Consider the following 14,905-nt stretch of genomic DNA (forward strand, 5'->3'; position numbering starts at 1 on the left):
ATGAGAAACTTTCAAAAGTTGTCAAATCGCATTTTCGCAATCGATTTGAAGCCCTCAGAAAGAGATTAGGCGCATGGAACATTACGCCACATTGTTAAGCTTTGGCCCTGGGGGATGGGGTAAAAGTATCGCTTGGGGATTTGTCGTCACAATCAGTCTGGCCCTTGCAACCTTGCCCGTCGGTCTTGTTCTGGGTTTTATTGTGGCTTTAGGAAAGCAGTCGAGTGAACGCTCGATGCGACTGGCCAGCAATATCTACACCACTATTTTTCGTGGCCTGCCGGAGCTCCTGACGCTTTTTCTCGTCTATTTCGGTGCGTCGCTTTTGCTCCAGCAATTGCTCACCTTTTTCAATATCAATGCGAATATTGAGATCAATGCTTTTGTAGCGGGCATGATTGCGCTTGGCTTTGTGTTTTCATCCTATTCGAGTGAAGTGTTTCTGTCGGCTTTCCGCGCCATTCCACGCGGACAATATGAAGGTGGTTATGCCGTCGGTCTTTCCTATTGGCAGACCATGCGCAAAGTCATTTTTCCGCAATTGATCCGCATTGCCCTTCCCGGCCTCGCCAATCTCTGGCTGGTTCTGCTTAAAGACACATCTTTGGTGTCCGTCATCACATTGTCGGATATTTTACGTCAGACATCGATTGCCGCACGCGTCACCAAAGAGCCCTTCCTGTTTTTTGGCGTGGCTTGTCTGCTTTATCTTGGACTTGCGATTATCTCGTCCTATTTCATAAACCGCATCGCTCGCTGGGCCGATGCCAGTAACAATGCATCGCGGGGAGCATGATTATGAGTGAAGTCATCTCTGCAGGCACTACAAAAGTTCTGGCACCGCCCCCCGTTGCAAAAGTTTGGACACGCACACGAATTGCCGGACATATCATCGTTGCCTTCTGGGCTTTGATGTTCCTCGGTCTTGCAATTTATCTCTATAACAGCTGGCGCATTGATCTTTTTGAGACCTATGGACCGCGCTATTGGTCGGGGCTTCTCGTTACCCTGCAACTGGTTGCTATTTCCATCGTGATTGGAGCGATTTTGTCGCTACCGATTACGGCTGCGCGTATGTCCAAAAACCGTTGGCTGCGCAGCCTTGCGTTTGGCTACGTCTATTTCTTTCGCGGTACACCGCTTCTGGCTCAAACCTTCCTGATCTACTACGGCTTTGGCACATTCCGCCCTTTTCTTGAAAGCGTCGGTCTTTGGGTGTTCTTCCGTGATGCGTGGAATTGCGCGATCCTCGCCTTCTCGCTGAACACGGCCGCCTATCAGGCAGAAATCCTGCGCGGGGCCATTCAAAGCGTTGGACTCGGCCAATGGGAAGGCGCTGCAGCGCTCGGCATTTCCAAACGCGTGACTTTTGTTAAAGTGATCCTGCCACAGGCTCTGATCGTTGCTCTGCGCCCTTATGGCAACGAAATCATTCTGATGATCAAGGGATCGGCTATTGTCGCGATCATCACTGTGCTCGATCTTATGGGAGAGACGCGCCGCGCTTATTCGCGCACATTCGACTTTCAGACCTATATCTGGGCGGCAGTCATCTATTTGATTATCGTTGAGTGCCTGCGACATGTCTGGGATTTCCTAGAAAGGCGCCTGACACGGCATTTGATCCGCTGAGATTACGAATAAAGAAAATTTATCGCCCCCGTTCGCCTTGCAGCTACCGGGGGCGATCTGCTTTAAATACATAGCTCTCTTAAGCGCAACGCACGTCTTTCAATCGCAAATCGACAGGCTTAATCATGCTGAAAATCTGGGGTCGAACCAATTCCACCAATGTCAAAAAGGTGCTTTGGATAGCTGAAGAACTCGGGCTCGACTATGAGCAGATCAATTTAGGCGGGCAGTTTGGTGGCCTGCAGGAGGCGAGTTTCCTCGCTCGTAACCCAAATGGTCTCATTCCGCTCCTCGAAGATGGTGACACAACACTCTGGGAATCCAATGTGATCGTTCGCTATCTTGCTGCAACGCATGCAAAGAGCGGCCTTTGGATTGAAGCCCCTGCCGAACGTGCGCAGGCGGAAAAGTGGATGGATTGGGCATCCTCCACGCTTTATGCGGATTTTCGCAATGTGATGGCAAATTTGATCCGGCTTCCCGAAGACAAGCGCGACAAGGCCGTTGCGCAGCGCGGAATTGAGGGCCTGACGCGATCGCTCAAGATTGCAGATCATGCTCTTTCCCAGCAAAAATGGCTATCGGGGGAAAGTTTCGGCATTGGTGACATACCACTTGGTTGCTATGTCTATGCTTGGTTCGCGTTTCCGATCACACGTCCGTCAATGCCTCATCTAGAAGATTGGTATCAGCGCCTTTCGCAGCGCGCGGCCTATCGGAAAACCGTGATGACGCCCCTGACCTAACCGCGGCACTTGCACAGCGACATATATTTATCCCTGCTTTTAAGCATTCTTATATTCCCTCTCGGAGGTAACAGACAATGACTGCAATTAAAGTAGCCTTCCTCGGCCTCGGCGTCATGGGGTATCCGATGGCAGGCCACCTCAAAAACAAAGGTGGCTATGACGTTACGGTCTATAACCGGACAGATGCGAAGGCGATCAAATGGGCAGAACAGTTTAACGGCAAGCATGCAGCCGCTCCGGCGGAAGCAGCGAAAGATGCCGATTTCATTTTCTGCTGTGTTGGCAATGATGATGATCTGCGAGAAGTGACGGTGGGGGCGAATGGCGCCTTCTCCACCATGAAAAAAGAAGCGATCTTCATCGACAATACAACGGCTTCCGCAGAGGTTGCGCGCGAGCTCGACGCAGAAGCGCAATCGCGCGGCTTTCATTTCATAGACGCCCCGGTTTCCGGCGGTCAGGCAGGTGCTGAAAACGGCGTTCTCACTGTAATGGTCGGCGCAGAGGAACCAATTTTCGACCGTGCCAAGCCAATCATCGAAGCCTATGCGCGCTCAGTTGGGTTGATGGGACCTGTCGGCTCTGGTCAGTTGGCGAAGATGGTCAATCAGATTTGCATCGCCGGTCTCATGCAAGGGCTGGCCGAGGGCATTCACTTCGGTAAGAAGGCCGGCCTCGACATAGAAAAACTGATTGCGGTCATTTCCAAAGGGGCAGCTGGCTCGTGGCAGATGGAAAATCGCCATCGCACCATGAATGAAGGCAAATATGACTTTGGCTTTGCGGTCGACTGGATGCGCAAGGATTTGGGAATTTGCCTTGACGAAGCAGACCGAAACGGTGCGCTTTTGCCCGTCACAGCGCTTGTTGATCAGTTCTATAAGGAAGTCCAGAAAAACGGTGGCGGACGCTGGGATACATCGTCACTGCTTGCACGCCTTGAGCAATAAAACGCTGCTCTGAACAAAAAAGCCCGGCTTCGAGCCGGGCTTTTTTGTCGACATTAAACGATCAGAACTTGACCTTGGCCGTCAGCGACAAAGCGCCCACGAAATCGTTTCCAAAATCGCCCTTAGAACCAGTCGGATTGAACTTACCATTGATATAAGTGTCGTCCATTTCACCGGACGTCAGCCAGCCAGCGGCACCAGCAAGACGAACTTCGAAATTATCCGTCGCCTTGTAGTTTGTTCCGAGACCAAACAGCCAAACGTCTGTCTGCGATGTAAGCCCGGTTGTCGTCCCGCGATCCCACGTAACCGTTGCAGCCGCAGACCACTGTTCATTGAACTTATGACCGACACCACCACTGACAGTCCAGCCATCCTGATAGTAGAGGTTCAGGTTGGTGATATTTGTTCCCTTAGGAATAACAACACCCGGTGCCAGCTGAAGGTTTGAAGAAGAATTGAATGCAACCTTCTCGACGCTTGACCAATCAGTCCATTTGACCGAACCGAAAGCAAGCCAATCCGGGGCAATACCGGTCTGGAACTTGAATTCCACTGACTGTGGCGTCGAGACATCGCCAGCAACGCTAATCGGAAGCCCACGCCCGGTAATCGGGCTTAGAGCCAGATTATCAATAGTGCCTTCAAGGGTGTATTTCACCTCCGACTGGTACACAACGCTTGCGCGGATTGCATATTCAGGGAGTTCATAGGCAGCGCCAATACGCCAGCCGAATGACTTATCTTCCACATCAAGCGAAGCCACACGGAACGAGCCACCAAAAGCCGATCCCGGTGGGATCATGCGCGTCTGCTCGCCACTAAGCTCCTGATAACTAACGCCACCGAGAAGGCGGAAAAAACCTTTTTCACCTGCGGAGAACCTGTACGAGCAGTTCAGACCATAATCATGTGAAGAAATTTTTTGCTCAATGGCCGTAAACATACGCACTGTGTCAGTGCCAACGTCGGTATGAATACCCCAAGGCTGGCGGTACTGTGCAGCACAAGCGAGGTCGTTTGTCAGATCAACCTTAGCTGAAAATTTGGGAACCCAATAACTCTTGGCTTCATCAACTTCAGTACCATAAGGCTGTCTGGTGATTGGGTTAATGCCCCCAGTTGCTGCCCCCACGGCCGAACCACGAATATTCTTGAGCTTACGTTGCGGGGCAACAAACGTTCCTGTCGTATCAACGACCGTGCCCTGCTCAAACAGGATATCAAAATCCTGCGAACTACGCTCCAGGCCGCTTGCATGTGCAACAACCGCACTTCCAAGCAGCGCAGTCGCAATACCCGCTATTTTCAGGCTGTTGGCCTTCATGAAATGTCCTCCCAAACAAAATAACGTGAACCCGAAACTTTTACTTTGACGCAAACGTAAATCAGGAATGATTCAAGCTGCAAGATGCATAAATGGAACAGGTTCGGCCTATCGGAGCCTAGGTTTATCGAAAACCCCAAAATAATGGGAGCGAGCAGGAATTCTGCTAAGTTTCCTGGAGATAAACGTTCGAGAATTGCCAATTTCGGCCACTTTTAAGCCCTTTTCCCGCCTTGTTGCTAAAGCGCAACATCAGTAAAAAACAATCGAAACCGTGGTTCGATGAGGGCACAGGCTCCTTGAAAGGGGCCATTTACCAACATGTTTAACGAAAACACCCGGCAACACAGAGCTGCCGGGTGCTTGATTCGATTTAGGCTTCAGCTGGAAGCCTGAATCAGCCTGCTTCGCGGATACGTGCCTGAGCCGTCGCGACGCGTGCGGCAGCATCCTTTAGTTCGGTCAAGCGTTCACGTTCGGCCCGAACGACCTCTTCCTTGGCATTGGCCACAAACTTCTCATTCGAGAGCTTCTTCTCGATTTTTTCCATTTCGGCGGCAATTTTACCCGCCTCCTTGGCCATACGCACTGCTTCAGCCGTAAGATCAATCAGGCTGCCAAGCGGCAGGCAGATCGTCGCTTCACCATGTACCAACTGGGCAGAACCTTTTGGCGCTTCCTGTGCAAATGATACGCTTTCAACGCGTGCCAGACGCTTGATTGCCGCATCGTGACGCGCAAACCGATCAACAGTGGCGGCATTGGCCTCGAGGACCACAATCGGAGCGACCGCGCGCGCAGGAACATTCATCTCTGCACGAACAGAGCGAATCCCCATAACAAGATCAACCAGCCAGTTGATATCGGTGGCGGAGTCTCCATCCTCGAACGTCAATTCCGGCCATTTCGCCAAAGCAAGAACCGTATCACGCTTTTCTCCCTCGCCTGCGGTCAGCGTCCAGAGCTCTTCGGTCATGAACGGCATAAATGGATGTAAAATCTTGTAGATTTCATCCAGACAGTAAGCAGCCGTTGCCTGTGCTTCCGCCTTGGCCAGTTCATCTTCACCCATGAAAATCGGTTTGAGCAATTCAAGATACCAGTCGCAAAACTGGTTCCAGACAAAACGATAAGCAGCGCCTGCCGCTTCATTGAAACGATAATTTGCAATACCATCCGTAACAGCAGCAGCTGCTTTGGTCAGTTCAGTCAAAATCCAGCGATTGACGGCAAGCTTTGCATCAGCCGGCTTGAAATTCGGGTCAAGCTTTACGCCGTTCATCTGTGCAAAACGCGTGGCATTCCAGAGCTTGGTACCAAAATTGCGATAGCCTGCAATCCGATCTGGATCGAGCTTCACGTCACGGCCTTGCGCCGCCATGATGGCAAGGGTGAAGCGCAACGCATCCGCGCCGTACTCGTCCATGAGTTCCAGCGGATCAATGACATTGCCCTTGGACTTGGACATTTTGGCGCCGTGCTTGTCGCGCACGAGTGCATGAAGATAGACCGTATGGAACGGAACCTCCTCCATGAAATGCAAGCCCATCATCATCATGCGGGCGACCCAGAAGAACAGAATATCGAAACCCGTTACCACAACACTTGTTGGATAATAAGTTGCGAGCTCAGGCGTTTTGTCGGGCCAGCCAAGTGTGGAGAATGGCCAGAGACCCGACGAGAACCAAGTATCCAGAACATCGGTATCGCGTTCAAGTTCAACCTCTTCGCCATAATGCGCGCGCGCAGCGGCTTTGGCTTCCTCTTCGCTCTTTTCAACGAAGTATTTGCCGTCTGGGCCGTACCATGCCGGAATCTGATGTCCCCACCAGAGCTGACGTGAAACGCACCATGGCTGAATGTTTTCCATCCAGTCGAAGTAGGTCTTTTCCCAATTTTTGGGTACAATCTGCGTGCGGCCATCACGAACGGCAGCCATGGCAGGCTTCGCCAGCTCTGCGGCATTCACATACCACTGATCCGTCAGATAAGGCTCGATCGGCACGCCACCACGATCACCATGCGGAACTGCGTGGGTGTGATCTTCAATCTTTTCCAGATAGCCCTGTTCATCAAGCATTTCGACAAGGCGCTTGCGCGCAGCAAAGCGATCGAGACCTTCAAACTCGCTTATCAGCGCGTTAAGTTCGGACGTCAGTTCCAGACCTTCCAGAAAGTCAACATTGTCCTTCAGCGTGATGGCAGCCGATGGTGTCAGGATGTTGATCGCGCGCAGATCATTGCGCTTGCCGACTTCAAAATCGTTGAAGTCATGTGCCGGTGTGATCTTGACGGCACCGGAACCTGCTTCAGGATCAGCATAATCATCCGCAACAACGGGAATGAGACGGCCAACAAGCGGCAGAACAATGTTGTTGCCGACAGAGGCGTGATAACGCTCATCCTTCGGGTTTACAGCAACCCCTGTATCGCCCAGCATAGTTTCAGGACGGGTTGTTGCAACCACGATAAAGGTGTGCGGGTTTTCGGGATCAAACGGAATGTTTTCCAGCGGATAACGCAGATGCCAAAGATGGCCCTTGGTCTCACGGGATTCGACTTCAATATCGGAAATCGCGGTCAGAAGCTTTGGATCCCAATTCACGAGCCGCTTGTCACGATAAATCAGTCCCTGCTTATGAAGCGAAACAAAGACTTCGATGACAGCGCGCGACAGACCTTCGTCCATCGTGAAACGCTCACGCGACCAATCGCAGGATGCGCCGAGACGACGAAGCTGATTAGAAATCATTCCGCCCGATTCAGATTTCCATTGCCAGATACGTTCGATGAACTTTTCGCGGCCCATGGCATGACGGTTCGGCTCCTGCCGTTCCGCAAGCTGACGCTCAACCACCATTTGCGTGGCGATACCCGCATGGTCGAGGCCCGGCTGCCAGAGAACATTCTTGCCGCGCATACGCTCAAAGCGAACCATGATGTCCTGAACGGTGTTGTTCAGCGCATGGCCCATATGCAGCGAGCCCGTCACATTGGGTGGCGGAATGACGACTGCAAAAGGATCAGCGCCCGGCTTTGAACCTGCACCCGCCTTGAAAGCGCCGGCTTCTTCCCAGCGTTCAGCGATTTTCGGCTCTACAGCCGCAGCGTCATAAGTCTTCTCAAGCATAGAAATATCCGGTCTGAATTCGGAATGAATTGATTGACGGCTCAATAGCAACTAACAGCCAACAAATCACCCTAAAAGTGAAAACCCGCCTGCAAGACAGACGGGTCAAATAGTCCGCTCTGGTGCAGTTTTGTTAGCGTTCGCCACGCACCACGCGTTCGATTTCTTCGCGAACGAGCCGTTCGACGAGCGTCGGCAAATTCTTATCGAGCCAGTTTTGTAGCATCGGACGCAGAATATCAGCCGCAATATCATCGAACGAACGCCGCGGTTCTGAATGCACAGCGTGGTTTAAATCCTGAAATGCGGCAGCGACCTTTCGCTCCGTACCTTCCGATAAAATATGTGCGGCACTCTGCGGCTTCAAATCGGCAGGCGGGACTTCAACCTGCGGCTTGCGTTCTTCAACTGGTTCCGAAACCTTCAGTTCGTTCGCAATCTGCGTTTCAAGTGGAGGCATATCATCGATCCTGGCGGCAGGTTTTAAAACGTCGCTACGCTTGTCATCATTCTGTGCATCCAGAACGAAATCTTCGTCGTCGTCCGCCTCCGGTGCTTCCACTGCTCTGATTTCTTTCAGTGCCGGTTCTTGAATGGAACCACGCAGTACGGTCTCTTCAGAAAGAATGCCCGGTTCGGGCAGAGTTTCCTGAAGGGAAACAGGCTTGCGAAATTTTGCAACCTCGCTACGCGCCGAAAACGAAGGCGGGGCAACAATCGGGTGGCGGGAAACATCACTGTCTTCAATGATCCGGCGAATGGAAGCGAGAATTTCTTCCATTGACGGTTCACGCGCCGCGCTTGATGTTTGTGCCATAGCTGTCCGTCTTTCCTTATTGTCAATTGCCTGCACAGGCAAAGAATCAATGGATTAAGGGTACAGAACCTTCGATGATTTGAGAATCCCTGCACAGCCATGTGCAATCCGAACCCACAGCTTTATCAATTTATTAAGAATTATGCTTTGTTTCGAGAATCAAAAACGGCGCCCTTGGCGCCGTTCGGTAAACTTTATTGCAGCAATTGCTTAACGACCATCCGGCGTACGCAGGCCGAACCATTTGTCTTTGACTGCATTGTAATGCTCTTCCGGCTTATACTGAGCAACCTGCAACTGCATATCCTGCGCTGTCATACGACCACTGGCAGCCAGAAGTGCATAACTCGCGACAATCGAGTCATGTTCTGCTTGCACAAGCGCGATCTGAACATCAACAAGAGCATTCTGCGCATTCAAAACATCAAGTGTGGTCCGCTGACCGACCTTGCGCTCTTCGATAACACCATCAAGTGCAAGCTGAGCAGCGGCAATACCGTCGCGATTAGCCTTCACAGAAGCACGCGCTGCCTCCAGCTGCGACCAAGCAGAGCTGATTGCCTGACGAACCTGATCCTGAATAACATCAACCTCAATGCGAGCCTGCCCCAACTGTTCCTTCGCCTGACGGACCTGTGCCGATGTGCGTCCGCCGGTATAAATCGGAATGCTCACACCGAGACCGACCGATGCCGAGTTGCCATCGCCTGCATTGGTGCCGGCATAAGTGTCGAGGTGGCTTGCGCTCGCGGTCAAGCCAACAGTCGGAAGCAATGCGCCTTCCTTGGCCTTGACGTTATAGCCCTGTGCGTTAACTGCATACTGAGTTGCAAGAATGCCGGGATGAATATTCTTTGCATTCGCAAAAGCCAGTTCTGGAGAACGCGGCAGGTTTTTAGCTGCTGGTGCCAGTGAAAGGCGATCAGGCTGTGCACCGACAATCTGAACATATGTCGCTTCTGCAGACTTAACGTCAGCGCGGGCTGCATTCAATTGTGCGATAGCAGTCGAACGCTGCGCTTCCGACTGAGCAACGTCAGTGCGTGTACCTTCACCAACATCAAGACGCGCGCGCGAAGCACGAACCTGCTCGTTCATAGCTGCAAGGTTTTTCTCACGCAGCACTGCAATCTGACGAAGCTGGTACACATTCATATAAGCCTGAACAGCCGATAGGAGTGTGTTCTGTTCAGTGTTACGAAGGTTTTCGCGCTGCGCAAAGACAGTGGTTTCTGCGGCTGCGACGTTATTCTTCGTCTGAAAGCCGTCGAACAGCATCTGATTGAGCTCAATGCCGTATGTGCCGGTTGTGCGATAGCCTGAAACGGGCGACTTGCTGCGGCCAACATTATAAGACCCGGTCACCTGCGGGCGATAATTGGATTTCGCAATCGCTACGTTTTCATCCTGAATACGAACGCCAGCACGCGACGAGTTGAGTGTCGCGTTGTTCTTATAGGCTTTTACGAGAGCGCCAGTCAGCGTCTCTGACAGAGCGGCCTGTCCCGATAATACGGTGCCCGACAGAAGGATTGCTGCTGCCATAAGTCCTTTGCACGCTTTGAACACCGTATACCTCATATAAGAACAAACGAATCCACAATCGAACCGATTGGTTCGGGAAGACTTAATAACGTGTAAATTCGGTTATTTCCATCTTTCCCACCAGTGCTTTCACAAACAATTTTCACATCGTTGCAGAATTGCCCCACGCGCTGGATCAAAACTCGAACTGCTCAACGCGTTCAAAACCAGGAAGCGGACGAACTGCCGTATTGAAAACGGTGCGCCCCGAAGCAATCCCGTTTTCTTTTACGTAAAGTCGCGCAATTCCGGCATTTCCACGCCCTTCGACAACGACCAGACGGCCACCTTCTTTAAGCTGATTGAAAAGTACTTCCGGTACAAAATCAACTGCACCCTCGATGAAAATCACATCGTAGGGCGCTTCTGATGCATAACCTTTATTCAGATCACCTGAAACGATCACAACATTGTCATGGCCAAGTTCCTGCAAACGAGCCGCTGCAACAGCGGACAAAGCGGAATCACTTTCAAGGCCAATAACCGAACCTGCGAGCTCAGAAAGAATAGCCGAAGAGTATCCAGTGGCGCAGCCGACATCCAAAACGACATCGTTCTTGCTCACTTTTGCGAGCTGTACCAGCTTCGCGAAAGGCGACGGCTCCATGAGATAGCGCGGCGCAGCGCCCTCGCCTTCAAGCAACTGGTCTTCGTCGATATAGGCAAGGACCTGACGGTTTGCAGGAACAAAGACTTCACGGGGAACGGTCAGAAAAGCATCAATAACCCGAAGGTCCGTGACATCCGTTGTGCGGATCTGATTATCAACCATCTTCGTGCGAAGATCCTGGAAATCGGCTACCATAGCCATGCCTTACATCCTTCTTTATCGCGGTCATGCGATGATTGTATGTTCCGATCCCCTTTTACGACCAGCCCCTGTTGGCACGGCAAAGCCGTCCCATCGAAATTCGCTGTCGCTACGGGTACCATAAACGAGATTTGTCGTTGATGTGGCAAAAAACGGCCCTACAGTCAATCAAACACAAGAAACGCACGACCGACTGCAACACTTGGTCGCCAATCCCGCATGGTCTTAGAGCGCCGTACACCCTTTTGGGTGCAGAGCACTCTCATAAAATGCCGGGCGTGTTAAAGGTCCGGCAATTGTGCTTTGTATGTTTGTGTTACGAGACACGTACAATCAAATTTATGTCAAATGATTACGCGATCGTTGCTGGATAACCGGCAGCCTGAAGCGCATCCAACACTTGCTGCTCGGATGCAACGCTGTCCAAGGTGATCTCCTTTTTATCGAGATCAACCGTTACTTTGGCTGCTTGATCAACTTCATGCAAAGCGCTTGTAACACTTTTCGCGCAGCCGCCACATTTCATCGTTGGGATTGAAAACGTCACCATTCAAATTACTCCTTGTCTGAACTTTTTCCATGATGCAGCTTTCCATCGTGGCAAGGTCAAGCCAATAATTTGACTATGGTGCTTCGCAGCTCTCCGGTACGCTTTTTTCAATTTCTATTGGCGATTTGGTCAAAGAACCCGTCATAATCTGCATTGGCTTATATGGAGGCACTGCCTGAATGCCGGGATTGGTCAGGTTGATCGTGTAGCAGCCAGTGAATACCTGCTTCTTGCCATCCTCACTCTCCGACTCTATCGCGACCGGCATACTCCAGTAGATCTGTCCTGCGCCCGGATCTGGCTCAACCTTCCGAACGGCAACCTTTACGCTCTTCGTACCCTTATAACCTTTGACGAACTTCGCGAAGTCAGGCTCACGCCCCTCTTCCGAATAATACCCGTATGCGCGGGCATATTCCTGACGGTTAATGGCGTTATAATAGGATTCAATGAGTGCCTGTGGTGTTGAGCGATCATCACGATAATCAGGAAGAATCGCACCATCAGCTACGTCTTGTGTCTGCTCTGAGGGTTTGGTTTCCTCGACAGGGTTGACCTGCTCCTGTGCGGAAGCGGCCTTTTTCGGCCCATCCTGCGCTTGAGTGCCAGATATAAAAAAAATCGTGCTGAAAACGCCGGCAACTCCGGCAAGTATCAAAGGCTGCATGCGCTTAATCGACATTCGCTTTTCCTCTTCCAGCAATTCTTTTGTTACAGCACACCAACTTGTGTAGGCCGGTTATCGCGGCTCTCTGATTTGGCGTCTTGCAGTAATGATGTTACAACACTAACTATAGTAAAAACGTGGCAACCGAACACAAAAGCGCTTTGCCTCGGGCAGATTGAATGATTCTTCAATCGTAAACCAGCACAACACCGGAAGAGATGAAAATGGGCCGTTTCTCAGTCTTGACGCTTACCGATGCAGCCGCAGCGCGCGTTCGTGAAATCATGGCCTCCCGTGAAGGCTCTCTGGGCATTCGCGTGGGCGTGAAAAAAGGTGGCTGTGCCGGTATGGAATATACAATCGATCTCGTCACAGAGCCAAAAGCCGGTGATGATTGTGTCGAAAAGGATGATGCGAAGGTCTATATCGCGCCCGAAGCTGTGCTGTTCCTGCTGGGCACCCAAATGGACTTTGAAGTGACAACTTTGCGAACAGGATTTGTTTTCAACAATCCAAATCAGACGTCGGCTTGTGGCTGTGGTGAATCTGTTGAGATTCAGCCTGCATCAGCCGAAAGGCTGCGCCAAATTCAGGACGCTGTTTAAAGCTGGATGGATGACCAATATCTTCGGGAGTTTTTTGAAGGCTTAGGTGCGATCAGCATTCGCCGTATGTTTGGCGGCAAAGGCATTTATCACCAGGGTCTGATCGTAGCGCTCGTTGTTAACGACGAGCTGCTTTTGAAGGTGGACGCACAAACTGCGCCAGCTTTCATAGAGGCCGGATCAAGACAATGGTCATATGATAACCGAAAGAGCGGTAAGCCCGTCGCAATGCCCTATTGGAGCGTACCCGATGACGCCTTTGATGACCCGGAAATCATGGCCGACTGGGTAAAACTGGCATTTGCAGCCAGTCTTCGCTCCAGTACGAAAAACTAAAGCATTTTCTGTTTGAATTGAAACAGTGGAAATGATCTAACTATTTGGTTTTCGTCATTATTCCGCTCAAAACACTTCGCACGTTTGTGGGAAATACACTAAAAAAGCCGACCTGGTTTAACCAGATCAACTTTTATTGTCTTATGCCAGAACCCCGGTGGGGATCAGCATAAATGCTGGGATATCATTGCCGAAACCAATCGGCACCGGACCGTCATCATCATCACGATCACGACGACGCTTGTGATGATCGTTTTGCGACCTGCCGCGGCGATCATCATTTGACGTACGGATCGGATCACGGCGTTCTTTGATTTCGCTGATTACCGGCTGTGGCTCATCTGCCTGAACAATCACAGGTGTCTCGACCTTCTGCTTATCTTTCGATTTGCCCCTGGCGTCTTTACCTTTGCCACGAGCATTCTTGCCCTTGCGTGACGTATCGTCAGATTCGTCAGTTGCTGGCAAGGTCGAAAGATCACCGTCATGCCATTCAACTTTTTCGCCAATCATGGATTCGATTGCCGAGAGGTATTTCGTGTCCGAAGCAGTCACCAGCGTGAAAGCTTTGCCCGAACGGCCTGCACGCCCTGTGCGACCGATACGGTGCACATAATCTTCCGAATGGATCGGAATATCATAGTTGAAGACGTGGCTGACGTCAGGAATATCGAGGCCACGGGCTGCGACATCCGAAGCCACGAGAAGCCGCAATTTACCCTCTTTGAAACCGGCAAGCATCGCCATGCGCGCGCGCTGGTCCATATCACCATGCAGAGCACCGGCATCAAACTCGTGGCGAACAAGCGAGCGGAAGAGTTCGGATACGTCTTTTTTGCGATTGCAGAAAATGATCGCATTCTTCAACGAATCGCCTTCAGCACGAATCAAATCTCGCAGCACTGCGCGCTTGTCCCAATCCTTTTTGCCAGACTTCACAAGACGCTGGGTCACTGTTTTGGCAGTTGAGGATGCCTTTGCAACCTCAATACGCGTCGGCGAATGCAGAAACTGCTCCGTCAGCTTGGTGATTTCCGGTGGCATGGTCGCCGAGAAGAACAGCGTCTGGCGGGTGAATGGGATCAGCTTGCAAATACGCTCAATGTCAGGAATGAACCCCATATCAAGCATACGGTCAGCTTCATCGATAACCAGAATTTCAACGCCGGTCAGAAGCAGTTTACCGCGCTCGAAATGGTCAAGAAGACGACCTGGGGTCGCGATGAGTACATCTGCACCGCGCTCAAGCTTGCGTTCCTGCTCATCAAACGAGACGCCACCGATCAGCAGCGCTACATTCAAACGCTGATTGACGCCATATTTAACAAAATTCTCTTCAACTTGCGCTGCGAGCTCGCGCGTCGGTTCAAGAATAAGCGTGCGCGGCATTCGAGCACGTGCACGCCCCTTTTCCAAGAGATGAAGCATTGGCAAAACGAAAGATGCAGTCTTACCCGTGCCTGTCTGGGCGATGCCAAGCACATCCTTGCGCTCCAGCGCGGGAGGAATGGCACCTGCCTGAATAGGCGTTGGCGCGGTGTAACCCGCAGCTTCAACAGCGGCGAGCACTTTCGGGGAAAGACCGAGTTCGGCAAATGTCGTCAATGGAGGCGCAGCTCTCTTTTTTGGAAATGAATTGCACCCATCCTGTCATTGCAGCCGCGTCATCCGGCGCAGGAACCAAGGCAGAAAAGGCGTCTGCAACGCAAAAAGCGTTTTCACGTAGCATCGCCTACGTCCACAGCGT

14 protein-coding genes are annotated in these 14,905 nt (G+C 51.5%); 6 read left to right on the top strand and 8 right to left on the bottom strand.

The window, feature by feature from the left end; translation table 11 throughout:
- The first annotated feature begins 73 nt into the window (after positions 1-73).
- From ABE527_RS13350 to ABE527_RS13365, 4 genes are all read left to right on the top strand, one after another.
- The gene (locus tag ABE527_RS13350; RefSeq protein WP_265983778.1) at positions 74-796 is read left to right on the top strand and encodes an ABC transporter permease; all 723 of its coding nucleotides are present in this window, start codon (positions 74-76) and stop codon (positions 794-796) included.
- Positions 797-798: 2 nt separating this feature from the next.
- Complete coding sequence (locus ABE527_RS13355) at positions 799-1,632, top strand: ABC transporter permease (protein WP_499697194.1); 834 nt, start codon at positions 799-801, stop codon at positions 1,630-1,632.
- Between the two features lie 125 nt (positions 1,633-1,757).
- Entirely contained in the window at positions 1,758-2,378 is a 621-nt protein-coding gene (locus tag ABE527_RS13360) for a glutathione S-transferase family protein (protein ID WP_499697195.1), read from the top strand.
- A 77-nt stretch (positions 2,379-2,455) separates the two neighbouring features.
- Complete coding sequence (locus ABE527_RS13365; RefSeq protein ID WP_499697196.1) at positions 2,456-3,331, top strand: NAD(P)-dependent oxidoreductase; 876 nt, start codon at positions 2,456-2,458, stop codon at positions 3,329-3,331.
- Positions 3,332-3,392: 61 nt separating this feature from the next.
- Here the strand turns inward: ABE527_RS13365 and ABE527_RS13370 are convergent, their stop codons facing one another.
- The 7 genes from ABE527_RS13370 to ABE527_RS13400 form a co-directional block, all read right to left on the bottom strand.
- The gene (locus tag ABE527_RS13370; RefSeq protein WP_499694145.1) at positions 3,393-4,658 is read right to left on the bottom strand and encodes an OmpP1/FadL family transporter; all 1,266 of its coding nucleotides are present in this window, start codon (positions 4,656-4,658) and stop codon (positions 3,393-3,395) included.
- A gap of 397 nt (positions 4,659-5,055) precedes the next feature.
- A complete protein-coding gene (locus tag ABE527_RS13375) occupies positions 5,056-7,788 on the bottom strand; it encodes a valine--tRNA ligase (protein WP_499697197.1) in 2,733 nt (910 codons plus the stop codon).
- Positions 7,789-7,921: 133 nt separating this feature from the next.
- Positions 7,922-8,605 (bottom strand): PopZ family protein, encoded by a 684-nt coding sequence (locus ABE527_RS13380; protein WP_499697198.1) that lies wholly within the window; start codon positions 8,603-8,605, stop codon positions 7,922-7,924.
- A 210-nt stretch (positions 8,606-8,815) separates the two neighbouring features.
- Positions 8,816-10,186 carry a TolC family outer membrane protein gene (locus ABE527_RS13385; protein WP_499697199.1) on the bottom strand — a complete coding sequence of 457 codons (1,371 nt, stop codon included), beginning with the start codon at positions 10,184-10,186 and terminating at the stop codon, positions 8,816-8,818.
- 139 nt (positions 10,187-10,325) lie between these two features.
- Positions 10,326-10,994 (bottom strand): protein-L-isoaspartate O-methyltransferase family protein, encoded by a 669-nt coding sequence (locus ABE527_RS13390; RefSeq protein WP_499697256.1) that lies wholly within the window; start codon positions 10,992-10,994, stop codon positions 10,326-10,328.
- Between the two features lie 358 nt (positions 10,995-11,352).
- A complete protein-coding gene (locus ABE527_RS13395; protein WP_499697200.1) occupies positions 11,353-11,550 on the bottom strand; it encodes a heavy-metal-associated domain-containing protein in 198 nt (65 codons plus the stop codon).
- A gap of 73 nt (positions 11,551-11,623) precedes the next feature.
- Positions 11,624-12,232 carry a Cif family virulence factor gene (locus ABE527_RS13400; protein WP_499697201.1) on the bottom strand — a complete coding sequence of 203 codons (609 nt, stop codon included), beginning with the start codon at positions 12,230-12,232 and terminating at the stop codon, positions 11,624-11,626.
- 209 nt (positions 12,233-12,441) lie between these two features.
- Between ABE527_RS13400 and sufA the strand changes: the two genes are divergently transcribed.
- Both sufA and ABE527_RS13410 read left to right on the top strand, forming a co-directional pair.
- Positions 12,442-12,822 (top strand): Fe-S cluster assembly scaffold SufA, encoded by a 381-nt coding sequence (gene sufA / locus ABE527_RS13405; RefSeq protein WP_265983768.1) that lies wholly within the window; start codon positions 12,442-12,444, stop codon positions 12,820-12,822.
- A 6-nt stretch (positions 12,823-12,828) separates the two neighbouring features.
- On the top strand, positions 12,829-13,158 hold the full coding sequence (locus ABE527_RS13410) for a TfoX/Sxy family protein (protein ID WP_499697202.1): 330 nt from the start codon (positions 12,829-12,831) through the stop codon (positions 13,156-13,158).
- A gap of 141 nt (positions 13,159-13,299) precedes the next feature.
- On the opposite strand, the gene ABE527_RS13415 is transcribed toward ABE527_RS13410, so the two are convergent.
- Positions 13,300-14,763, bottom strand: coding sequence for a DEAD/DEAH box helicase (locus ABE527_RS13415; protein WP_499697203.1), 1,464 nt, complete (start codon positions 14,761-14,763; stop codon positions 13,300-13,302).
- Positions 14,764-14,905 lie beyond the last annotated feature (142 nt).

The sequence above is a fragment of the Brucella sp. TWI432 genome (assembly GCF_039674445.1).
Lineage (GTDB): Bacteria > Pseudomonadota > Alphaproteobacteria > Rhizobiales > Rhizobiaceae > Brucella > Brucella chromiisoli.

What these genes read in the sequence shown, in the direction of transcription:
- ABE527_RS13350 (WP_265983778.1), top strand. Translation starts at nt 74, where the DNA reads ATGGAACATTACGCCACATTGTTAAGCTTTGGCCCTGGGGGATGGGGT.
- ABE527_RS13355 (WP_499697194.1), top strand. Translation starts at nt 799, where the DNA reads ATGAGTGAAGTCATCTCTGCAGGCACTACAAAAGTTCTGGCACCGCCC.
- ABE527_RS13360 (WP_499697195.1), top strand. Translation starts at nt 1,758, where the DNA reads ATGCTGAAAATCTGGGGTCGAACCAATTCCACCAATGTCAAAAAGGTG.
- ABE527_RS13365 (WP_499697196.1), top strand. Translation starts at nt 2,456, where the DNA reads ATGACTGCAATTAAAGTAGCCTTCCTCGGCCTCGGCGTCATGGGGTAT.
- ABE527_RS13370 (WP_499694145.1), bottom strand. Translation starts at nt 4,658, where the DNA reads ATGAAGGCCAACAGCCTGAAAATAGCGGGTATTGCGACTGCGCTGCTT.
- ABE527_RS13375 (WP_499697197.1), bottom strand. Translation starts at nt 7,788, where the DNA reads ATGCTTGAGAAGACTTATGACGCTGCGGCTGTAGAGCCGAAAATCGCT.
- ABE527_RS13380 (WP_499697198.1), bottom strand. Translation starts at nt 8,605, where the DNA reads ATGGCACAAACATCAAGCGCGGCGCGTGAACCGTCAATGGAAGAAATT.
- ABE527_RS13385 (WP_499697199.1), bottom strand. Translation starts at nt 10,186, where the DNA reads ATGAGGTATACGGTGTTCAAAGCGTGCAAAGGACTTATGGCAGCAGCA.
- ABE527_RS13390 (WP_499697256.1), bottom strand. Translation starts at nt 10,994, where the DNA reads ATGGTAGCCGATTTCCAGGATCTTCGCACGAAGATGGTTGATAATCAG.
- ABE527_RS13395 (WP_499697200.1), bottom strand. Translation starts at nt 11,550, where the DNA reads ATGGTGACGTTTTCAATCCCAACGATGAAATGTGGCGGCTGCGCGAAA.
- ABE527_RS13400 (WP_499697201.1), bottom strand. Translation starts at nt 12,232, where the DNA reads ATGTCGATTAAGCGCATGCAGCCTTTGATACTTGCCGGAGTTGCCGGC.
- sufA (WP_265983768.1), top strand. Translation starts at nt 12,442, where the DNA reads ATGGGCCGTTTCTCAGTCTTGACGCTTACCGATGCAGCCGCAGCGCGC.
- ABE527_RS13410 (WP_499697202.1), top strand. Translation starts at nt 12,829, where the DNA reads ATGGATGACCAATATCTTCGGGAGTTTTTTGAAGGCTTAGGTGCGATC.